Raw genomic sequence first — 20,746 nt, forward strand, 5'->3', positions numbered from 1 at the left:
ACTTATTTAATATAGCGAGATTAAGTGTGATTACTTTGAAAGAATTGTGAAGAAAGTTAAAAGTTTTTAAGGATTTTTATTGGCGAGACATACAATGTTCTATGCAAAGTGTAGTTGAATGAATTAGCTCTTCATCTCCTTTTTGTAGCCTGATTTGAAGCGCTTTTTGAAAATAAGTAAGCGCGGTGTGGAAGTCACCCTCATCTAATTTGCTTTTTCCATAATGTTGGTAGAAGAAGTCTTTATAAGTAGGAACGTTCGGCAACATATGTTGAAGCTCGGTAAAAAGTGTATTTGCCGTATGGAAATTTTGTTCCCAATGATATGTATGTGCGAGACGAAGTTTGTTAATAAAAATCCCTTGGATGTTGTCTGTTTGTGTGTAATATTCAATGGCCTCCTGTAAGTAATACTTACTGTCAGAAAGGTTGCCAACGATTCGTTCATAAACACCGATTAATCCGCAGTTTTTTCCGTATAACGATTCTTTATGTAAATGTTCTTTCAAAAATACAATCCCTTGCTTCATTTCAGCAAGGGATATAGGTTTTTCTCTAAGGTTTTCGTCAAATGTGTATCCCATTTCAAAAGGTATATTCACTGGGGCCTCCTTATATTTCCTACATACATCCTAACAACCGCTTTCGCAAGACATTGAGAAGAATCAACAAAATCCTCACTCGCCACCACATTCAAATCGGTACATGCGATAATTGCCGTATCAACTACCTCTCTCAATTGTAAAACGAGCGCATTCCACAATTCGCGAGCTTCTTCAACCTCTCCAGATTTAATATAAGTAATGATTTGATTAATCATCTCCTGCCATGTTTCATGATGAATGTACTCTATATCACGTTTTGTAATCCCATCTTGGTAAATCCCAGCTTGAACAGTTGCTTCTGTTGCAAGAAGAGCGACTCTTTTTACGTTTTTAGGAATTGCTTGTAACGTTTCATCGACTATATTTAAAATCGGGATAGAAAGAGATTGCTGTAATTCTTCAAAATAAAGATGCGCTGTATTACACGGCATAGCGATAAAGTCTACGCCAGTACTTTCAAGTTTTTGTGCGCCTTTAATAATCGCTTTTTTCATCGCTTCGTGATCAATAGGGCGATCCATATAAAACGGTGTTGGGCACGAGTAAATCATCATATGAGGAAAGTCCATATCATGCTTTGCTCCGTATATTGTTTGGCACTTTGCTACAACTGTATCGACGAATGGCCCAGTTGATTTTGGTCCCATTCCTGCTAGTATTCCGATCATTGTTTTGTCTCCTTTCATATGTAATTAAAAACGTTTTTTGCGAACGATAAACAGAAATAAGGTAAATAATAAAAATGAATATACGATAGCCCAAGCTGTGAGCCATAGCGTGTGAGTCAGTATATTATATTTGTATTGTCCAAGCATGAGAAAGCTTTCGACAGGTGGTAAAAACCATAGTAACTCTTTTTTAAACCGGATAGATGCAATCGTTATAAGCAATATAAATGTAAGGCTAAGCCAAGCAGTGCCTGCTTTTTGAATCGTATTTCTAGTAAATAATGTTGCGATTGAAATTCCTAGTATAGAGAAAGACATATGAGCGAGAAATCCGACTAAAAATAAAGAAACTGTCATTTTTTCATTAAACATTTGCAAAATAATGGGATAGATTACGGATATAAAAGATAATACAGTACAAATGAGAAGAGCCGTAATATATTTCCCAACGTATAATGCGGAAATGTTATTTGTATGTGAAATAGTGATTTGCTCTTGTACAGGATCTTCGGTATGAAAAATCGTGACCGTAATCCAGGCAGATAATAAATAAAGCGCGAGAGCTGTTTCTAAGTATGTCGGTACAATAGGAGTCGGTTTATATGCATATACAAAAAGTAAGCTCATGAAGTACATCGCAATAGGAGGGACGTACTTATACGATTTTGTATAGTCGAGAAAGTGATAACGAATAAGAGCAAACATAATAAACCTTCTTTCGATTTAAAAGTTAGGTTGTAGCAGTGTGATAGATGCTTTTTTATGTAATAAAAACTGAAGTATGTCATTTGTATATTCTTTTTCGATGTGCAATTGAATAAGGTTTTGATTTGAATTGTGTGCAACGTGTATAAAACCGGATTGTTTTTGTAGTTCTATCGCTGAAAATGTTTCGTGAACAATTGCTTCAATATAGACTTGTTCTGCTCCTTTTTGTGCAGAGATATTTTCTGTGATTGTATGATTTGCTAACGTCACAATTCTATCAGCGAAGTTTTCTAATAGTTGTTTTTCGTGACATGTAAATAGCACGGATATACCTTGTTGTTTTAATGAGAGTAAAATATGTTCTAATTCTTGCTGAGAGTTAGGATCGAGCCCAGAAAGCGGTTCGTCTAAAATTAATAAATGTACGTCCGTAAGTAACGCTTGCATAATGCCTGTTTTTTGTTTCATACCTTTTGAAAAGTTTCGTACAACGGAATGCCTTGCATGAAGTAAATGAAACCTTTCAAGAAGCAGCGGGATTTTATCTTTTACATATTTTGTTGATAAACCGTGAATGTGACCGAGATGATATAGATAATCTTCTAATGTAAAACGAATCCCTTCAGGAAAATGTTCAGGTACATAACCGATTTGTATATGTTCTTTCCTTTGAATTGTCCCTGCCGTATGTGAAATAAAGCCTGCAATTATTTTGAGTAGAGTACTTTTTCCAGTCCCGTTCCCGCCAACAATGGCGAGTGCTTCTCCTTCTGGAATGGATAAATCAATGTTGTCTAGTATAAGTGATTTGCCGTACTTCTTTTGAATTCCCCTTAGTTCTACTAGCAAAGTTCTATCCTCCTATACAGTGTATATATCCATTATATAGGAGAATAACAAAAAGACGTGCAATAAGTGCACGTCTTTTTTTGTTATGTTTTGTCGAATCGTCGATATATTTAGCGCTTCTCAATCGCCACAATAAATGGCGGGTTATTTTGTTGGTTAATGAAGCCGTAGCGCAGTACGTGTGCTTGTTTTTGGTCTAATTCTTCGGCAAATTTGAGAACAGCGTCGCGTTCTACTTGTCCTTCTGGATGTCCGTGGTAAATAACAAGGACGATGATTCCTTCAGGGGCCATTACTTCTAGTAATTGTCCGATCGCTGAAATTGTTGAGTTCGGTTTTGTAACGATATGCTTGTCTCCGCCTGGAAGATAACCTAAGTTGAAAATTGCGCCTGTTACTTTTCCTTTTGCATCTTCTGGTAGTACGGATAGAAGTGTATCGTGACTATCGTGAACTAAAACAGTGCGTTCGAAAAGTTCTTTTTCTTTTAGACGCGTCGTCGAGCTTTCAATTGCCTCTTTTTGAATATCAAATCCAAATACTTTTCCGTTATCGCCAACGATTTCAGCTAGGAAGCAAGTGTCATGACCGTTTCCTAAAGTTGCATCTACAGCGTAATCGCCTTCTTTTACTGCCGTTTGCAAGAGAGTGCGAGCAAACGGTAATACACGTTCTAATTTCATTTTTGTTTCTCCTCATTTGCATATTTTCCTTGCCAGCTTCCGCGGCGTACAAATTCTGCATCGATGGAATTTAATACTTCCCATTTATTTAAGCTCCACATTGGACCAATCATTAAATCAGGTGGACCGTCACCTGTGATGCGGTGCACAATTACGTCCTCTGGAATTATTTCAAGTTGGTCAACAACGAGACTTACGTAATCCTCAAGAGAAAGGAATTCTAGTTGTCCTTTTTCATATTGCTTCACCATTGGCGTTCCTTTTAATAAATGAAGTAAATGAATTTTAATTCCTTGTACATCAAGCTTCGCTACTTCACGAGCTGTTTCCATCATCATGTCGTAATCTTCAAGAGGAAGACCGTTAATAATATGAGAACAAACTCGAATGCCGTGCTTACGTAATTTATTTACGCCTTCAACGTAAGAAGGATAATCGTGAGCGCGATTAATAAGATTTGCAGTACGTTCATGAACAGTTTGTAATCCGAGTTCAACCCAAAGATATGTGCGTTTATTTAAGTCCGCTAAATATTCAACGACATCGTCTGGTAAACAATCTGGACGAGTTGCGATAGAAAGACCGACAACGTCTTTTTCAGCTAGAAGCGGTTCGAATTTTTCTTTTAATACTTCAAGTGGTGCATGTGTATTTGTGTAAGCCTGAAAATAAGCGATACATTTTCCATCTTTCCACTTTGAGCGCATTTTTTCTTTCATTTCATGATATTGCGTTATAACATCATCGCGGCGATCGCCAGCGAAGTCACCAGATCCAGCAGCACTGCAAAATGTACAACCGCCATAAGCAACTGTACCGTCACGGTTCGGACAATCGAAGCCAGCATCTAATGAAACTTTAAAGATTTTTTCACCAAATTCATTTCGTAAATGGTAATTCCACGTATGATAACGTTTATTGTCGTTTGTATATGGAAAAGGGTTTTGAACCTTCATTACTTTCCCTCCTAAGCCGAGTCAAAATGAAACAAAATCCATTATAACATACTCATAAGGTTCATATGGAAGGGACACACTAAAGGGGAATTGAAGCAAGGAGGGACAATTATGGCAGAGCGTCAATCACTTGAATCGTATATTACACAAGCGGAACAAGCTGTGGAATATGCGAAAGAACAACTAAATCTTGGTATGAGACAAGAGCATTATAATACGATGGAGTATTCAGATGCGCAGTTACAATTAGAACAAGCATATAACGATTTACAAACGATGCAACAACATGCGAATGATGAGCAACGTGAGCAATTAAATAGAGCACGTATGGCAATTCGCCAATTGCAACATCAAATGATTATTACACCGCACTAATAAGGAGTGAATGTAATGGCGAAACGTTCAGATCAAAATAATCCAGAACAAAAAACGCAAAATGGACATAACGCTGAGTTTTCAAATGAACTTGATCCGATTGTGCAAGTGAAGCAGCGTAATAGTAAAAAAGGACAACCTCAAAAATCGAAACAATCAGAGTAAACCAGGTCGCAATATGACCTGGTTTTATTTTTGCTATATGACAATAATGTAAGATTTTTGTAAGGTTTGTCGATAGTTGTAAGACTACATTTCCAGTAGAGTAGGGGAGGATTAAATTTTGGACAAGGAGTTGCTTTATGGGGAACAATATGACAAACAAACGAATTGATGAGTTAGATTACATTCGTGGCTTCGCATTACTGGGGATTATTTTAGTAAATATTCTTGCACTACTTAACATTAAAATCCCGGATCCTAATACAGTAGATGCGAGTTATCAAAGATTTCTATACTTATTTGTAGAAGGGCGTTTCTTCTCAATCTTCTCATTCTTATTTGGAGTGGGATTCTATATCTTTATCTCTAGAGCAATTGCAAAGGGGAAAAATGGATATGTTTTATTTTTCCGCCGTTTAGTTGCACTATTTATTTTCGGTTTGATTCATCAAATGTTTCAGCCTGGAGAAGCACTAGCGTTATACGCAATTTGCGGGTTAATCGTTTTACCGTTTTATAAGGCGAAAAAACAAGTGAACTTAGTCATTGGTCTTATTTTGACAATAGCTTTTAGTGTAATGGGAGTTAAAGAATTATTACCACTTGGCTTAATTTTATTAGGGCTTGCTGCAGGACAATATCGTGTATTTGAAAATCTTACGCAGAACATAAAGAAAGTCGCTATTTTTACAGGTATTATGTTTGTTTTAAGCGTAATAGCTGTATGGTATCAATATGGGCACGTTCCTGCTGAACCATTTATAAATGGGATAATGGAAATTGAAGACGGAACAATGGATGCTGCAAGCCAATTTTTAAAAATTGGTATTACAGTTGGACCAATTATTTCAGCTTTCTATATTGGAGCATTAATTTTACTACTTCAATTAAAACCAGTTCAAACATTGTTAGCGCCACTGAAATATTATGGTCGTATGGCTTTAACGAATTATATTGGACAAACTGCAATGATTTTAATCGCAGGAAGTGTATTTAACTTTGCAGGTAACTTAACGTACATGCAGACGTTATATGTATGTATCGCAATTTATGCAATTCAAATTGTGTGTAGTGTGATTTGGATGAAAATCTTTAAAATGGGTCCATTAGAATGGATTTGGCGTGTTATTACGTATTGGACGGTAACACCTTTAAAGAAATAAAGTGGGATAAAGAGAGAAGTGGGCTGTTCCTTTTGTGGAGCAGCTTATTTTTATTGTCAGCTTTTGTCGATAAGTCGATATATTAAAAAAATCGCTGATAAAAGTAGGAGAATCGTCGATATATTTGAAAAATCGCCGATATAATTTCATTTATCGATTCAATATGTCACTAGTATTAATAGCCAAGCTTACAAGTACACCTTTGTTATATTACAAAAGTGTAAGGTAATTGTAATGTTAACAAATAGCAGTTCATCTCCAAAAGGCGCAAAATAGGTAATGGAAAAACAAGCGTAGGAGGATATATATGACGAAACCAGTTGTAGACGTGAAAAACGTTCAAAAAGTGTACGGTAAAAAAGGTGAGAATCAATCACATGCATTAAAAGGTGTATCATTCTCAATTCAAGAGGGTGAGTTTGTTGGGATTATGGGACCATCTGGTTCTGGTAAAACGACATTATTAAATGTAATTTCAACGCTAGATAAAGCAACGGGCGGCGTTGTTGAAATTGCAGGAACGGATATTACACAAATGAAGCAAGGTGAGCTTTCAGATTTCCGTTCACAAAAATTAGGATTCATCTTCCAAGACTTTAACTTATTAGAGAACTTATCTATTTACGAAAACATTGCACTTCCACTTTCTCTTCAAGGTGTCTCGTCGCGAAATATTGGGCCAAAAGTAGAAAAGGTAGCAGATATGTTAGGCATTTCAGCAATTCTTCAAAAGTATCCATCTGAAGTATCTGGTGGACAGAAACAACGTTCAGCAGCGGCGCGTGCATTAGTGCATGAACCTGCAATTATTTTAGGGGACGAGCCAACAGGAGCGCTTGATTCTAAAAATGCAACGAGTTTACTTGATGCGATGACAAACTTAAATAAAGATCAAGGTGTATCCATTATGATGGTTACACATGATCCGTACAGTGCAAGTTACTGTCAGCGTATTTTATTCATTCAAGATGGTGAGCTATATAAAGAAATTCACCGCGGTGGTACACGTGAAGAATTTTATAAAGAGATTTTAGATGTGCTTGCAGACTTAGGCACACAAAAAGCGTAAGAAAGGAGGCTCCAGTATGTTATTTAAACTTTCCATGTCAGGACTGAAAAGTAAGCTGAAAGATTACATCGTCTTACTTGTCGGCCTTGTCATGTCGATTTCAATTTTTTATATGTTTCAAACGTTAGCTCTAAATAAAGCGTTTATTGAATCTAACTCAGTTATTCAATCAATTGGATTTGTATTCCAGGCAGGTTCATTTTTACTTGCTATTATAACGTTCTTCTATATTTTATATGCGAACTCTTTCTTATTATCTCTTCGTCAAAAAGAGTTTGGTATGTATATGATGTTAGGAGCAAAAAAGCATAAAGTTACATTACTTATGTTTATCGAAACAATCGTATTAGGCGCTGCGTCTCTTGCGATCGGTATTACAGTTGGTGTAGGACTTGCAGAAGGTATCGGTCAGTTATTAATGAAACAATTAGAATTTGCTGGTGAAGGCTATAAAGCATTTTACCTTCCATCAATGATTGTTACTTGTATCTTCTTCTTCGCACTATTTGTATTATCAGCAATTATGAATAGTATTAAGTTATCACGTATTTCTGTATTGCAACTTGTACATGAAGATGCACAAACAGAACGTGTTGCGGTAAAAGGAAAAATGACAGGTGTAGTTGCATTCCTTGCGGTTATTTTATTAGGTATTGGATATGCATCGATGATAAATATGGAAACGTTAAGAGAAATGGGAATCCTTATTGCATTAATTACAACAACAGCTGGTACTTACATGCTATTTGGCTCACTTCTTCCAGTCATTATTAAAAAGTTAAAAAGTAATAAAAAGCGTAGTGAAAAGGGACTTAACGCTTTTACATTTGCACAATTAAACTTCCGTATTAATAGTTTAACAAAGGTACTTGCAACAGTAGCAATGTTAGTTGCTCTTGGAGCCGGTGCAATTTCAGGTGGTATGGCATTTAAAAATAACGTTATAAAAACGGTTGATGGATTTGAAATTTATGATTCGATTATTCATAATCCTACAGCTGAAGAGAAGAAAATTTTAGATGGTATATCATTTAAAAATAAAACTGAGTATCGTTATAAAGTAGACGACAAATATATTTATTATGTAAAAGAAGATTTAGAGAAACATAAACCATTCATTCGAGATGGTGTAGGGAAGGAAAGTTTCGGTAAATATAAAGAAGTTTCAGGAGAAGCTCCAGTAGGTACAGTAGCAGGAGCAGTGCAAGATCAAAATGAAAAAGCAATGCCTGAAGAATGGGAAGAGGTATTTAGAACAATTCAACCATACTATATATACAAAGATCATGCCGTTAAAATTGTAGATCAAAAAATGTACGATACTGTAAACGGTAAAGAAGGAATTGTATTTACTGGAAAAACAGATGATTTCGTAGCATACACAAAAGAATGGAAAAAACTTGACGAGTTGCAGCTAGATAAATATAAAAATGTAAAAGCTGAACAAATGAATAGTAAATATCAAATGTATGACATGTTCTATGGTCTTGCGAGCGGGACAGTATTTATGGGATTCTTCCTTGGAATTGCGTTCTTAGCAATGATGGCAAGCTGCCTAATGTTTAAAATTCTTTCTGGTGCATCAAAAGATATTACACGTTATCAAATGCTTCGTAAAATCGGTGTGCGCCGTGAATTATTAACAAAATCCATTTATAAAGAGTTATTCTTAGTCTTCCTATTCCCAGCGATTGTAGGTATCGCTCACGTATTAGTTGGTATGAATATTTTCGGATTTATTTTAGTTGATCCGTACTTCCGTATTTGGGTACCAATCGTAATTTTCGTAGTTATTTATGCGATTTATTACTTCATTACAGTTCAATTGTATAAAGGAATTGTTCTTCCGAAAGAAGATTAATAATAAAAACCGAGCAAAAACGCTCGGTTTTTATTATTTTCAGAAAAAACACTTCAATGTTACTGAAATATATAATATAATGTAAGTAAGTAACATAATATAAAAGTAGAAGCAGCTGGAAAATGAAAGGAGGAATCCGATCTGTAGAAAGAGGCTGAACTTTTATCCCCCCTATTATTCCTACCCCTACTGTATTTGCACAATTATAAATTTCCAAACCTAAAAGTATATTGTAAAAATAATGGATAATACATGGAAATCTCATAGCGTGATAAGGTAAAATGGACAACATGATGAGAAAATTACCGTTCATAAGATGAGGAGAATACATGTATGGAAGTTGTAGAGGCATTAAAAGATATAAGCCAAATTGAGGCTATGAAAAAGTATTTAAAAGAGCACTCTCAGCGAGATTATCTTTTATTTGTTATTGGAATTAACACTGGATTAAAGATTACTGAGCTACTTAGTATGAAATTTGAAGAGATATTAAATGAAGATGGAACTGTTAAAGAGTTTTATTCTCTTCCTGTGAAAGATGAAAAGTTTAAACAAGATATTTATTTAAATACAAAAGTAAAAGAAGCACTTTTAGAGTACGTACAATCTATTGATGTGAAAAGAGAAAACTACGTATTTCAATCTAATAAAACGAAAAATTCAATTACGCGTCAACAAGCGTATCGTGTAATTCATAATGCTGCTGAAGCGGTTGGGATTGTTGGAAAAATTGGAACGAACTCAATGAGAAAAACATTTGGATTTCACGCGTACAAAAGGGGAATAGCAATTGCGCTATTGCAAAAGCATTTCCATCACGCGACACCTTCAGAGACATTAAAGTATTTGGGAATCTCAAAAGATGAAGAATTTAAAACAGAGATTGATGTAGATTTGTAAAAGCCGTAACTAAAAACTTTAGGAGGCGGAAATTATGAATATTAGAGAGAGTGAATTACCGGGCATTGGCTGTAAATTTGAAGTTATAACAAAAGGTAATGAAAAAATGGTTATCGTTATTCATGATGATGGCCGAAGAGAAATGTATCATTTTGATGCGGATCATGATGAGAGTATTTCAAGCATTTCTCTTCGTGATTCTGAAGCGAGACAAATTGCAGCTATATTAGGCGGAATGGTATATAGACCACAAGCATTAGACACGATTGAGATGGCTTTTGAAGGATTATCAATTGAATGGTTTAAGGTGGAAAATCATGCACCAGTCGTACAAAAAACAATTGGTAGCTTACATGTCAGAAAAACATATAACGTAACGATTATTGCTATTTTAAAAAAGAATATGAAGAAATTCTTTAATCCAGGTCCAGACTCTATTATTGAAGCTGGCGATATGCTCGTGTTATCGGGTGAAAGACATGAAGTGAAAAGAATTATTAATGAATTGCTTTCATCAGGAGGTGATTCATAATCGATGGATACTTTAATCTTTGAAGTTGGAACTGCGTTAGTATTAGTAGCTTTTGCAGCTATCCTCGCTGCGAAGTTAAAGTTCTCGATTATTCCGTTTCTCATTATACTCGGTATGTTAGTGGGGCCTCATGCCCCCGATTTAGGACTTATCGATTTAAGGTTTATTGAAAGCGGAGAAGTTATTTCCTTCCTCGGCCGTGTTGGCGTCATATTCCTCCTATTCTATTTAGGCTTAGAATTCTCAATAAAAAAATTAATTAAATCAGGAAAATCAATTGCTTTTGGGGGGACTGTCCACATATCACTTAATTTCATATTAGGTTTGCTTTATGGATATGTTATGGGCTTCCCCTTATTAGAGACGTTAATTATTGCTGGAATCATTACAATTTCATCGAGTGCAATTGTTGCAAAAGTAATTGTTGATTTAAGAAGATCTGGTAATAAAGAGACTGAATTAATATTAGGAATCATCATGTTTGATGATATTTTTTTAGCTGTATATTTATCGGTCGTTTCAGGGTTAGTACTCGGTGGTGCCACATCATTTGTAGGTGCTCTTACATCGGTGTTAATCGCAGTAGGGTATATGCTACTATTCTTTGTAATCGCTAGAAAAGCTACGCCGTTTTTAAATAAAATATTAGATATTTCCTCAAATGAAATTTTTATTATCGTAATATTCGCTATTTTATTCTTCGTAGCAGGATTTTCAGAAACGATTCATGTCGCTGAGGCAATTGGAGCGTTATTGTTAGGACTCGTCTTTTCTGAAACAGAGCATAGCGATCGAATTGAGAAGCTTGTCGTCCCATTCCGTGATTTCTTTGGAGCCATATTCTTTTTCAGCTTCGGTTTAAGCATAGATCCGTTTTCGCTTGGAGGAGCAGTCTGGTTGGCATTAGGAGCAGTTTTCATTACTCTAATCGGCAATTTTACTGCTGGAATGATTGCAGGACGTAAAGCCGGGTTATCCCATAAGGCTTCTACGAATATAGGTTTAACACTCGTGTCACGCGGGGAATTTTCTATTATTGTAGCGAATATCGGCATTGCCGGTGGCTTAATGGCAGCGATTAAACCGTTCTCTGCTTTATATGTTTTAATATTGGCATCGTTAGGACCGTTAGTAACGAAAGAGTCTGGGAGAATATACTCGCTACTAGATAAGGTGTTTAAATGGAGTGCGAAAGAACGTGCAAAGCGAGAAAAGGAAGTTGGATAGTATAAAGAGGCTGCATGAACTTCATGCAGCCTCTTTATATAGTGTTGCTGTTGTCGTTTTTTGTCGGTAAGTCGATATATTTTAATAATCGCTGATATATTTCGAGAATCGTCGATATATCTTAATAATCGCTGATATATTTCCAAAATCGCCGATATATTTTCAAACAGCAATCAATATAATTTCATTTACCGACAAACCATTATCTGAATTTCATCAACTATTAATCAGTTGCCTTCCTATTTAAAAACGACTACAATTTTACTGTTATAGATGAACGAAAAAATAGAATAGGAGGGGAGACTATGCCAAGGAAAGTATGGCTATTAGTAGCTGGGATGATTATTAATGTCACAGGTGCTTCTTTTTTATGGCCTTTTAATACAATTTATTTGCATGATCACCTAGGAAAATCTTTATCTGTGGCCGGAATGGTATTAATGATCAACTCGCTTACTGGTGTAATCGGAAACTTGCTCGGCGGTGTTTTATTTGATAAATGGGGCGGTTATAAATCAACTTTAGTAGGGATTGTCATTACACTCGTATCGATTTTAGGTCTTGTGTTCTTCCACGGTTGGCCTTTATACGTTGTGTGGCTAGCGTTAATCGGTTTTGGTTCTGGAATGGTCTTCCCATCGATGTATGCGATGGTTGGTACGGTTTGGCCAGAGGGCGGAAGACGAGCATTTAATGCGATGTATGTTGGACAAAACGTTGGTATTGCGATTGGAACAGCGTGTGGTGGATTAGTTGCATCGTATCGTTTTGATTATATTTTCTTAGCGAACTTTATTTTATACTTTGTTTTCTTCTTAATTGCTTTTATTGGATTCCGTGGTATGGAAGACAAGAAAGAGCCAGGAGTACAAAAAGAAGTGGAAACGAAAAAAGGTTGGTCGCTTACACCTGGATTCAAAGCACTTCTTATCGTATGTGTAGCATATGCTTTATGCTGGGTTACATACGTACAGTGGCAAGGAGCGATTGCAACACATATGCAAGAATTAAACATTAGCCTTCGTCACTATAGTTTATTATGGACGATAAACGGAGCGATGATCGTTTGTGCGCAGCCGCTAGTTAGTATGCTAATTCGCTGGATGAAGCGTTCTTTAAAACAACAAATTATGATCGGAATCATCATTTTTGCGGCTTCATTCATTATTTTAAGTCAAGCGCAGCAATTTACGATGTTCCTCGTTGCGATGGTAACATTAACAATAGGTGAGTTATTCGTATGGCCAGCAGTTCCAACGATTGCAAATATACTTGCGCCAAAAGATAAGTTAGGATTTTATCAAGGTGTTGTAAATAGTGCGGCGACTGTAGGGAAAATGTTCGGGCCGGTCGTTGGCGGAGCAATTGTGGATTTATACAATATGGAAGTATTGTTTATAGCAATCATGGTAATGCTTGTAGTAGCGCTTATCGCAACGAGTATTTATGATAAACGAGTAAAAGTAGAAGAAACAGTTGAAGAAAAAATTGCAGTTTAGTTTGACGGAACATGTTCACATGTTTTAGAATATATTTAAATAAAACAACCTTTAGAACAAGGGAGATAGCTCGGCTGTCTTAAGACGAATTCGTTAGTTATTAAAAGTAACGATTAACCGAGAAGCCCCGCTTTAAGTAAGCTCTTTAGAGATACTGAGTGGAGGGTAGTTCAAATTAACTCATATGTGTAATAACAGTGAGAAGGAGTAGTAGTAATAGAAGCTGGTTTAGAGAGTTGACGGTCGGTGCAAGTCAATCCACGTTTCGTTATGAACTCGCCTTTGAGTTGCAGTTGTGAAACTAATAGTAGCAATTGCCGTTAATCCACGTTACGGATCTAAGCGAATGTATATTTGTACATTAATTTAGGGTGGTACCGCGGGAATCTATAACCTCTCGTCCCTTTCTAGGGATGAGAGGTTTTTTGTATTTTGGGCGGTGAAAATAAATAGAATTTCAAGGAGGGTATCTCATGAGCTTTAATCATCAAGAAATTGAGAAGAAGTGGCAAGGGTACTGGGAAGAGAATAAAACATTCCGTACGCCAGATGAGACAGAAAAACCAAAATTTTATGCACTAGATATGTTCCCATATCCATCAGGTGCAGGCTTACACGTAGGACATCCAGAAGGTTATACAGCAACAGATATTTTATCTCGTATGAAGCGTATGCAAGGATATAACGTTCTTCATCCAATGGGATGGGATGCATTCGGTCTTCCAGCAGAGCAATATGCACTTGATACTGGAAACAGCCCAGCTGAATTTACAGAGCATAATATTAATACATTCCGTAACCAAATTAAATCATTAGGTTTCTCTTACGATTGGGACCGTGAAGTAAATACAACAGATCCAAACTACTACAAGTGGACACAATGGATCTTCCTAAAACTATTTGAAAAAGGCTTAGCTTACGTTGATGAAGTACCTGTAAACTGGTGCCCAGCACTTGGTACAGTACTTGCAAACGAAGAAATCATTGACGGTAAGAGTGAGCGCGGTGGACATCCAGTTGAGCGTCGTCCGATGAGACAGTGGATGTTAAAAATTACAGCTTACGGAGATCGTCTATTAGAAGATCTAGATGAGCTTGATTGGCCAGAAAGCTTAAAAGATATGCAACGTAACTGGATCGGTCGTTCTGAAGGTGCCGAAGTACACTTCAATATCGATGGTACAGACGAGAAGTTCACAGTTTTCACAACGCGTCCTGATACACTATTCGGTGCAAGCTACTGTGTACTTGCTCCGGAACATGCACTTGTTGCTGATATTACAACTGCTGAACAAAAAGAAGCTGTAGAAGCTTACATTAATTCAGTAAAAATGAAGAGTGATTTAGAGCGTACAGAACTTGCGAAAGAGAAAACTGGTGTATTCACTGGTGCTTACGCAGTTAACCCAGTAAATGGTGAGAAATTACCAATCTGGATCGCTGATTACGTTCTTGCAACTTACGGAACAGGTGCTGTAATGGCAGTTCCAGCTCATGATGAGCGTGACTATGAATTCGCATCAACGTTCAATCTTCCGATGAAGGAAGTTGTAAAAGGCGGAGACATTACGAAAGAAGCATACACAGGTGATGGTGAACACGTAAACTCAGCATTCCTTGATGGTTTAAATAAAGAAGAAGCAATCGCAAAAATGATTGAATGGCTTGAAGTAACGAGCGCAGGAAATCAAAAAGTAACATACCGTCTACGTGACTGGTTATTCAGCCGTCAACGTTACTGGGGTGAGCCAATTCCAGTTATTCACTGGGAAGATGGCACAATGACAGCTGTAAAAGAAGAAGAATTACCATTAGTTCTTCCGAAAACAGACAACATCCGTCCTTCAGGTACAGGTGAATCACCACTTGCTAACATTGACGAGTGGGTAAATGTTGTTGATCCTGAGACTGGTAAAAAAGGTCGTCGTGAAACGAACACAATGCCACAATGGGCTGGTAGCTGCTGGTACTACCTACGCTACATCGATCCAAACAATAGCGAAGCACTTGTAGATCCTGAAAAAGTAAAACAATGGCTTCCAGTTGATATTTATATCGGCGGAGCAGAGCACGCTGTACTTCACTTACTATATGCTCGTTTCTGGCATAAAGTATTATACGATATCGGTGTAGTTCCAACGAAAGAGCCGTTCCAACAATTATTCAACCAAGGTATGATTCTAGGTGAAAACAACGAGAAAATGAGTAAATCAAAAGGTAACGTTGTAAACCCTGATGATATCGTAGCAAGCCACGGTGCAGATACACTTCGTCTATACGAAATGTTCATGGGACCATTAGATGCTTCAATCGCTTGGTCTGAAAATGGTCTTGACGGAGCTCGTCGTTTCCTAGACCGCGTATGGCGTCTATTCGTTCAAGATAACGGTGAATTAAGTGAGAAAATTACTGATGCACCAAATAAAGAGCTTGAAAAAGCTTACCACCAAACAGTGAAGAAAGTAACAGAAGACTATGCAGAGCTTCGCTTCAACACAGCGATTTCTCAAATGATGGTATTCATCAACGATGCATACAAAGCTGAAACACTTCCGAAAGAATATGTAGAAGGTTTCGTAAAAATGATTGCACCAGTTGCACCTCACATCGGGGAAGAGCTATGGAGCAAACTTGGATACAATGAAACAATCACATATGCAAGCTGGCCAACATTTGATGAGTCTAAACTTGTAGAAGATGAAGTTGAAATCGTTGTTCAAGTTATGGGTAAAGTTCGCGCAAAACTAACAATGAGTAAAGACGCATCAAAAGAAGAAATGGAACAACTTGCACTTGAAGCAATTAAGGACCAAATTGAAGGGAAAACAGTTCGTAAAGTAATTGTAGTTCCTGGAAAACTTGTTAACGTTGTTGCAAACTAATGTATGAAAGAAAAGCTCAGAGCGCTTATGCTCTGAGCTTTTTTGTGTAGAAAATAATTTCAGGATCCCCTTCATCTAAGTTTTCAACTATTCCACTACGTATAAAACCGTTCGCATTAAAAACTTTTTGCATACTTTCATTTGATTCGTTCGTTGAAGAAAATATTTTTTGAGTAGGAGAATGACTTAGCATATATGAGAGTAACGAGCTTGCATAGCCTCGCCTTCTTTTTGTTGGCGAAACGATGATTAATGAGAGGAAAGTACAATCAAAGAAATTTGTATCGTATGTTAGAAAACCGGAAATAGAATTATCTTCTTTTACGATGACGCATCGTCCCTCATCAATAGAGTGCTTAATATAATTTCGTCTACTATCATTTCCGATTACATCAATATCTATATGTACGATTGAATCTAAATCATCGATAGAAGCTTTTGTTACGTTCTTCAATGGAAATACCCCCTAGAAAAAATATTCAGTTAATTAATTTTACCATGAATGAAGAAAAAGGAGCGGAATTCCCATACAGACAAACACCTATTTTTCTATAGGAAATATGATAAAAAAGGTAGGCTAAATTGAGTAGAAGAGGTGAAAGGAATGAAAGGGATGGACAATAATGCACCACATGGTTTTTTCGGAGGTGGTTCGGATAGTTATGAACAAATGATGTTAATGGGAGGAGCTGGCCAACAAGGATACGGTGGTATTCCGAGCTGGATGGGCGGAGGAGCAGGAGGTTTTCCGACATCGGTAGCTGGTATGCAAACTGGAATGCCTACATTAATGGGGGGCTTTTCGACATCAGGGGCTGGAATGCCTACAGTAACAGGAGGCTTTCCAACATCAGTAGCTGGCGTACAGACAGGAATTCCAGTAGGGGTACCAACTACATTCCCATCTTTCGTTGGAGGGGTACAAACAGGATTTCCGGTACCGGGAGTAGGTGTTGTGGCAGGCGGAGTAGGTGGTTATCCGCAAGCTGTTCATGGTCATCATGTACATCACCATCACCACGGTCATCATGGTCATCATCACCACCAAGGTCAGCACGGCCATCATGGTCATCACCATCACCAAGGTCAGCACGGCCATCATGGTCATCACCATCACCAAGGTCAGCACGGTCATCATGGTCATCACCAAGGCCAACACGGCCACCATGTACATCATCACCAACAACAAGTACATCACCACGGTCAACACCACATTCATCCGCAAGCTGTTCTTTATCAAACACATCAAGGCCACCAACACGGTCACCATGGTCATCACCAAGGCCAACACGGTCACCATGGTCATCATCACCACCAAGGCCAACACGGTCACCATGGCCAGCATCACCACCAAGGCCAACACGGTCACCATGGCCAGCATCACCATCAAGGTCAGCACGGTCATCATGGCCAACATGGTCATCAAGGTCAACAACACCAACAACATCAACAACATCAACAACATCAACAATATCAACAGTATCAACAACAACAATCTTCTCCTTGGACAGGTGGAATTGGGGCAGGAGGAGCAGGGGCAGCGGCAGGAGCAGCTAGCATTGGTGGAGCAGCAGGGCATGCTGGACACGTGGGTCATTAATGAATTGCAGAAAAAAAGACATAATAAAAAACTGCTAGGAAATCCTAGCAGTTTTTTTCAGCTTCTTGGCGTTGACGTTCGATTTCAGCACGAAGTTGTGGCTCTGGTGCTTGCCAGCCTTCAGGTTTTAGAATTTTGCCGTCGCCTTCGCGGAATCTTGGTTTCCCATCAGGGAATAGTTTTGCCATGTTTGCATTATTTACAATTTCGAATCCTTTATCAGGACGTACGCCCATTTCGGCAAACGTGCCGAATGCAAAGTAAATAAGGTCAATCAGTGCATCGTATTGATCTTCAACAGTCGTTGCTTCTAGAAATTCTTCTAGCTCTTCTTGCATAAAACTCGCACGGATTTTTGCGCGTTCTTCTGTTAATTTTGTTGGAGTATTTGTCACAGGATGTCCGAATACTTCATGCATTTTCGCAACAAGTTCGTACCCTTTATCTAGACCTTTTTCGTTTGTCATGTTGTTTCATCCTTTCTCGCTTAGTGCCGAATCTCATTGTAACATAAGGTGATTATGAAATGAAAAGAACATCTTATAGAAAATAAGATGCTCGCCTGTTATTCTTCTTTCTTAATTAAAATGGATAAAATAAGATCGATGCCAAATATACCAACGAGTAACATTGGTATAACGACAAGTAAATAACGTGTGAAGGAAACATTTTTTAAATATGTATGAGCAAATAAAAAGACGCCGAGAAATAAAATACCATTTAAAATAGGCTTTACTAATTTTTTAGACATAAGCTCCCCCATAAATATCTTCTCTCTCTATCTAAAATAAAAACTCCTCTTTCCGTTGTATCATGCTGGAGAGAGGAGTTCAATCATTTCTCATTCAATTACACCAGAATTTGTAATATTTACGGTGTATTTTACAGTGACAGGGACATCTTTGTACAGCTGTCTCCATTTTTCTAATTTGAATGGGCGATAATGTTGCTTATATTTAGCTCCTAGCCCGAGAGGATCAACGCCTAAAGATTTAAACTGCTTAATTAATTTAGCAGCTTGTTTATCTAATTGTTTTTGGATGTTTTTTTCAATGTTTTTTGTGTTCTTGTTATTTTCTAAGTTAATTTGCTTCGATAGTTCTTGAATACGTGCATCAAGATGAACGTGAATGAAGAAAGAAGGCTTCCCGTTTTTAATTTTTATATCGTAAGTTGGAACAGAACGAATATTATTAATCATTACGTACGCGGAATCCGTTTTGAATTCATGTGAATCTAATTTATGTTTCTCTAATAGTCCTTTAAAGATGAACATATCTTTTTCTGCGATTTTCCCGATATATTTATCCTTTTTAAAAAGACCAATTCCGTTGATTTTTATTTTATCACCATGCTTCTTTAGAATGGGAATATAGTAGTCTTGCCCTTCTTGATAATAACGGAATGCTCCTACATGCAGATTATCTGTTGGTAAAGGACCGGTCTCCATATTATGTTCTAACAACTTTTTTATATAAATTGCAACGTTGTATGAAGTCGAATATTTGCCTTTTAAAAGTTCAGTACCATTCCCCTCTAATAAACCAACATATAAAGCGTTCCCTATGTTTACATCTCGAAGTAATGTATCGAATGAAGTAGACATTCCTGTTTTGGCAAGTTTTATCGTATATAGAGCGACACGCATTTGCCCACTAGCAAACGGTTGAGAAGACTCTAACGATGTGTCTGCTTTTACTTGTTTTACCGCATTTGCGGTGCCTTCAAAAACTTGAACTTTATTTCCTTTTTTCTGAATGGGACAAACGAATGTCACTTTTACTTTTTTATCTTTTGCAACATCAAATACTGTTCCTTGAATAAGTTGTACATCATCGATAATATTTTTTTGTAAACACCCAGTTAGACTGAAGAGTGTTATACAAGAAATAAGTATTAATTTACTTGTGCTTTTGATTTTTTCCATTTTCTTTTCACCCACACAATAATAAATAGAATTGGGATGTATACATAAATGAGCCAAAAACTAACCTTCGATGCATTACTAATAAAGTTATTAATATCGTGTCTGTTTGTTAAAAGTTGCGAAACAATGAGCGTGATAAAGATAAAAGCGATTAAAACACCTCTTTGCTTTACGCGGAATATTTCGTGAGTTGCTCTCATTGACGCCCATAAGGGGAGGATAAAACTTGAAATAATAACGAGTGCATAGCCTGAAATTGCAATATATTCGAGTCTTTCTATAAACGGTAATTGAATGACTTGAGTCATAGAAAGTTGCGGCCATATCGTTTTTAACAATTGTTTTTCACTAAAAAATGCAAAGGCTAAAAGGGTGCTAAATACATATAGAAGATTTGAAAATAGTGCTCCGAGCTGAGCGTATTTATGAGATTGCATAGGCTTTTTCACAAATGGATACACCATGAGGTAAATCTCAAAACCGGTCATACTGTAGATTGACACTTGAGCGGTTTTTAAAATGTCTGAAAAAGAATGGGTGAATATAGGGAGTAAATTATCCCAATGTGAATATTTCAAAACGAATAAGCTTAGAAATAAATATCCTAATGTACCACCAACAGAGATGACGCAAATACCGGTAATTACACGAAATCCAGAAGAGATAATGTAATAGCTAACTAAGCACAAAAAGAGTGTTAACATAAAGGTGGAAGCAGTAGGAAACATCCATACTTGAATAATTTCAACATACGTTCGAATAACCGAAATACTGACGATTAAAAAATAAGCTGCAAAGATGATATTAAAGACATTCCCTATCCACTTTCCAAACGTTTGCCTTTGTAAATCAATTAAATTTCCATTTGTTTCTTTTAATAAAAAATACATCATCCATATAAGAAGATGGATACAGAGCCCTGTGATTACAACGCCCATCCATCCGTCGTAACCAGCGGCCTTTGCGGTGATTCGAGCGAAACCGAGAACGCCAGCACCGAACTGTGCACCGTGAATTAAGAAGAAAACGAAGATAGGAGATATTTGATATTTTTCTTGAACTTTACTCATCGAATGCACCT

The 20,746-nt window shown here is 37.1% G+C and carries 22 protein-coding genes and 1 other annotated feature; of the genes, 11 read left to right on the plus strand and 11 right to left on the minus strand.

Going from position 1 to position 20,746, the window contains the following annotated elements; translation table 11 throughout:
* Positions 1–76 precede the first annotated feature (76 nt).
* The 6 genes from LMD38_RS03135 to LMD38_RS03160 form a co-directional block, all read right to left on the minus strand.
* Positions 77–601: a hypothetical protein gene (locus LMD38_RS03135; RefSeq protein WP_016718720.1), complete on the minus strand. Its 525-nt coding sequence runs from the start codon at positions 599–601 to the stop codon at positions 77–79.
* The gene (locus tag LMD38_RS03140; RefSeq protein WP_062822628.1) at positions 598–1,272 is read right to left on the minus strand and encodes an aspartate/glutamate racemase family protein; all 675 of its coding nucleotides are present in this window, start codon (positions 1,270–1,272) and stop codon (positions 598–600) included. The genes LMD38_RS03135 and LMD38_RS03140 overlap by 4 nt, the downstream gene beginning before the upstream one ends.
* A 24-nt stretch (positions 1,273–1,296) precedes the next feature.
* On the minus strand, positions 1,297–1,977 hold the full coding sequence (locus LMD38_RS03145) for a hypothetical protein (RefSeq protein ID WP_000457756.1): 681 nt from the start codon (positions 1,975–1,977) through the stop codon (positions 1,297–1,299).
* An 18-nt stretch (positions 1,978–1,995) separates the two neighbouring features.
* Positions 1,996–2,829, minus strand: a complete 834-nt coding sequence (locus LMD38_RS03150; RefSeq protein ID WP_016718718.1) for an ABC transporter ATP-binding protein — start codon at positions 2,827–2,829, stop codon at positions 1,996–1,998.
* A 110-nt stretch (positions 2,830–2,939) separates the two neighbouring features.
* Positions 2,940–3,512, minus strand: a complete 573-nt coding sequence (locus LMD38_RS03155) for a tRNA 5-(aminomethyl)-2-thiouridylate-methyltransferase MnmM (protein ID WP_016718717.1) — start codon at positions 3,510–3,512, stop codon at positions 2,940–2,942.
* The gene (locus LMD38_RS03160) at positions 3,509–4,468 is read right to left on the minus strand and encodes a tRNA modification radical SAM protein MnmL/YtqA (RefSeq protein ID WP_000868033.1); all 960 of its coding nucleotides are present in this window, start codon (positions 4,466–4,468) and stop codon (positions 3,509–3,511) included. The genes LMD38_RS03155 and LMD38_RS03160 overlap by 4 nt, the downstream gene beginning before the upstream one ends.
* 111 nt (positions 4,469–4,579) lie before the next feature.
* Between LMD38_RS03160 and LMD38_RS03165 the strand changes: the two genes are divergently transcribed.
* The 10 genes from LMD38_RS03165 (at position 4,580) to leuS (ending at position 16,138) form a co-directional block, all read left to right on the plus strand.
* Positions 4,580–4,843, plus strand: coding sequence for a YtzC family protein (locus tag LMD38_RS03165; RefSeq protein ID WP_000840873.1), 264 nt, complete (start codon positions 4,580–4,582; stop codon positions 4,841–4,843).
* Between the two features lie 15 nt (positions 4,844–4,858).
* Positions 4,859–5,008 carry a hypothetical protein gene (locus LMD38_RS03170; protein ID WP_001129340.1) on the plus strand — a complete coding sequence of 50 codons (150 nt, stop codon included), beginning with the start codon at positions 4,859–4,861 and terminating at the stop codon, positions 5,006–5,008.
* A gap of 137 nt (positions 5,009–5,145) precedes the next feature.
* Entirely contained in the window at positions 5,146–6,168 is a 1,023-nt protein-coding gene (locus LMD38_RS03175; RefSeq protein WP_061183705.1) for a DUF418 domain-containing protein, read from the plus strand.
* A 307-nt stretch (positions 6,169–6,475) separates the two neighbouring features.
* On the plus strand, positions 6,476–7,237 hold the full coding sequence (locus LMD38_RS03180; RefSeq protein ID WP_000165859.1) for an ABC transporter ATP-binding protein: 762 nt from the start codon (positions 6,476–6,478) through the stop codon (positions 7,235–7,237).
* A gap of 16 nt (positions 7,238–7,253) precedes the next feature.
* Positions 7,254–9,098: an FtsX-like permease family protein gene (locus LMD38_RS03185; protein ID WP_062822629.1), complete on the plus strand. Its 1,845-nt coding sequence runs from the start codon at positions 7,254–7,256 to the stop codon at positions 9,096–9,098.
* A gap of 333 nt (positions 9,099–9,431) precedes the next feature.
* Complete coding sequence (locus LMD38_RS03190; RefSeq protein WP_000454214.1) at positions 9,432–9,998, plus strand: tyrosine-type recombinase/integrase; 567 nt, start codon at positions 9,432–9,434, stop codon at positions 9,996–9,998.
* Positions 9,999–10,032: 34 nt separating this feature from the next.
* Positions 10,033–10,530, plus strand: a complete 498-nt coding sequence (locus LMD38_RS03195) for a cation:proton antiporter regulatory subunit (RefSeq protein WP_001026046.1) — start codon at positions 10,033–10,035, stop codon at positions 10,528–10,530.
* Positions 10,531–10,533: 3 nt separating this feature from the next.
* Positions 10,534–11,757, plus strand: a complete 1,224-nt coding sequence (locus tag LMD38_RS03200) for a cation:proton antiporter (RefSeq protein ID WP_016718713.1) — start codon at positions 10,534–10,536, stop codon at positions 11,755–11,757.
* Positions 11,758–12,062: 305 nt separating this feature from the next.
* Complete coding sequence (locus LMD38_RS03205; protein ID WP_016718712.1) at positions 12,063–13,256, plus strand: MDR family MFS transporter; 1,194 nt, start codon at positions 12,063–12,065, stop codon at positions 13,254–13,256.
* Positions 13,257–13,444: 188 nt separating this feature from the next.
* Positions 13,445–13,664: a binding site (T-box leader), on the plus strand.
* A gap of 65 nt (positions 13,665–13,729) precedes the next feature.
* On the plus strand, positions 13,730–16,138 hold the full coding sequence (leuS, locus tag LMD38_RS03210) for a leucine--tRNA ligase (RefSeq protein WP_000009457.1): 2,409 nt from the start codon (positions 13,730–13,732) through the stop codon (positions 16,136–16,138).
* Positions 16,139–16,163: 25 nt separating this feature from the next.
* Here leuS and LMD38_RS03215 read toward each other — a convergent pair whose 3' ends face one another.
* A complete protein-coding gene (locus LMD38_RS03215) occupies positions 16,164–16,592 on the minus strand; it encodes a GNAT family N-acetyltransferase (protein WP_000800320.1) in 429 nt (142 codons plus the stop codon).
* 150 nt (positions 16,593–16,742) lie between these two features.
* Here LMD38_RS03215 and LMD38_RS03220 point away from each other — a divergent pair, with 150 nt between their 5' ends.
* Entirely contained in the window at positions 16,743–17,738 is a 996-nt protein-coding gene (locus tag LMD38_RS03220) for a hypothetical protein (protein ID WP_227585408.1), read from the plus strand.
* Between the two features lie 44 nt (positions 17,739–17,782).
* Here the strand turns inward: LMD38_RS03220 and LMD38_RS03225 are convergent, their stop codons facing one another.
* From LMD38_RS03225 to LMD38_RS03240, 4 genes are all read right to left on the minus strand, one after another.
* Complete coding sequence (locus tag LMD38_RS03225; RefSeq protein WP_000180554.1) at positions 17,783–18,205, minus strand: pyrophosphohydrolase domain-containing protein; 423 nt, start codon at positions 18,203–18,205, stop codon at positions 17,783–17,785.
* Positions 18,206–18,303: 98 nt separating this feature from the next.
* On the minus strand, positions 18,304–18,489 hold the full coding sequence (locus LMD38_RS03230; protein WP_000038779.1) for a hypothetical protein: 186 nt from the start codon (positions 18,487–18,489) through the stop codon (positions 18,304–18,306).
* A gap of 90 nt (positions 18,490–18,579) precedes the next feature.
* Positions 18,580–19,665 (minus strand): spore germination protein GerHC, encoded by a 1,086-nt coding sequence (gerHC, locus tag LMD38_RS03235; protein ID WP_016718709.1) that lies wholly within the window; start codon positions 19,663–19,665, stop codon positions 18,580–18,582.
* Positions 19,635–20,735 carry a spore germination protein gene (locus LMD38_RS03240; RefSeq protein ID WP_016718708.1) on the minus strand — a complete coding sequence of 367 codons (1,101 nt, stop codon included), beginning with the start codon at positions 20,733–20,735 and terminating at the stop codon, positions 19,635–19,637. The genes gerHC and LMD38_RS03240 overlap by 31 nt, the downstream gene beginning before the upstream one ends.
* Positions 20,736–20,746 lie beyond the last annotated feature (11 nt).

The sequence above is a fragment of the Bacillus pacificus genome (genome assembly GCF_020861345.1).
Classification (GTDB): domain Bacteria; phylum Bacillota; class Bacilli; order Bacillales; family Bacillaceae_G; genus Bacillus_A; species Bacillus_A pacificus.

Bases quoted from the DNA above. Each gene is read 5' to 3' on its own strand.
- LMD38_RS03170 (WP_001129340.1), top strand. From the start codon at position 4,859: ATGGCGAAACGTTCAGATCAAAATAATCCAGAACAAAAAACGCAAAAT.
- LMD38_RS03190 (WP_000454214.1), top strand. From the start codon at position 9,432: ATGGAAGTTGTAGAGGCATTAAAAGATATAAGCCAAATTGAGGCTATG.
- LMD38_RS03175 (WP_061183705.1), top strand. From the start codon at position 5,146: ATGGGGAACAATATGACAAACAAACGAATTGATGAGTTAGATTACATT.
- LMD38_RS03240 (WP_016718708.1), bottom strand. From the start codon at position 20,735: ATGAGTAAAGTTCAAGAAAAATATCAAATATCTCCTATCTTCGTTTTC.
- LMD38_RS03200 (WP_016718713.1), top strand. From the start codon at position 10,534: ATGGATACTTTAATCTTTGAAGTTGGAACTGCGTTAGTATTAGTAGCT.
- LMD38_RS03185 (WP_062822629.1), top strand. From the start codon at position 7,254: ATGTTATTTAAACTTTCCATGTCAGGACTGAAAAGTAAGCTGAAAGAT.
- LMD38_RS03180 (WP_000165859.1), top strand. From the start codon at position 6,476: ATGACGAAACCAGTTGTAGACGTGAAAAACGTTCAAAAAGTGTACGGT.
- LMD38_RS03155 (WP_016718717.1), bottom strand. From the start codon at position 3,512: ATGAAATTAGAACGTGTATTACCGTTTGCTCGCACTCTCTTGCAAACG.
- LMD38_RS03195 (WP_001026046.1), top strand. From the start codon at position 10,033: ATGAATATTAGAGAGAGTGAATTACCGGGCATTGGCTGTAAATTTGAA.
- LMD38_RS03230 (WP_000038779.1), bottom strand. From the start codon at position 18,489: ATGTCTAAAAAATTAGTAAAGCCTATTTTAAATGGTATTTTATTTCTC.
- LMD38_RS03205 (WP_016718712.1), top strand. From the start codon at position 12,063: ATGCCAAGGAAAGTATGGCTATTAGTAGCTGGGATGATTATTAATGTC.
- LMD38_RS03160 (WP_000868033.1), bottom strand. From the start codon at position 4,468: ATGAAGGTTCAAAACCCTTTTCCATATACAAACGACAATAAACGTTAT.
- gerHC (WP_016718709.1), bottom strand. From the start codon at position 19,665: ATGGAAAAAATCAAAAGCACAAGTAAATTAATACTTATTTCTTGTATA.
- LMD38_RS03225 (WP_000180554.1), bottom strand. From the start codon at position 18,205: ATGACAAACGAAAAAGGTCTAGATAAAGGGTACGAACTTGTTGCGAAA.
- LMD38_RS03220 (WP_227585408.1), top strand. From the start codon at position 16,743: ATGAAAGGGATGGACAATAATGCACCACATGGTTTTTTCGGAGGTGGT.
- LMD38_RS03165 (WP_000840873.1), top strand. From the start codon at position 4,580: ATGGCAGAGCGTCAATCACTTGAATCGTATATTACACAAGCGGAACAA.
- leuS (WP_000009457.1), top strand. From the start codon at position 13,730: ATGAGCTTTAATCATCAAGAAATTGAGAAGAAGTGGCAAGGGTACTGG.
- LMD38_RS03140 (WP_062822628.1), bottom strand. From the start codon at position 1,272: ATGATCGGAATACTAGCAGGAATGGGACCAAAATCAACTGGGCCATTC.
- LMD38_RS03145 (WP_000457756.1), bottom strand. From the start codon at position 1,977: ATGTTTGCTCTTATTCGTTATCACTTTCTCGACTATACAAAATCGTAT.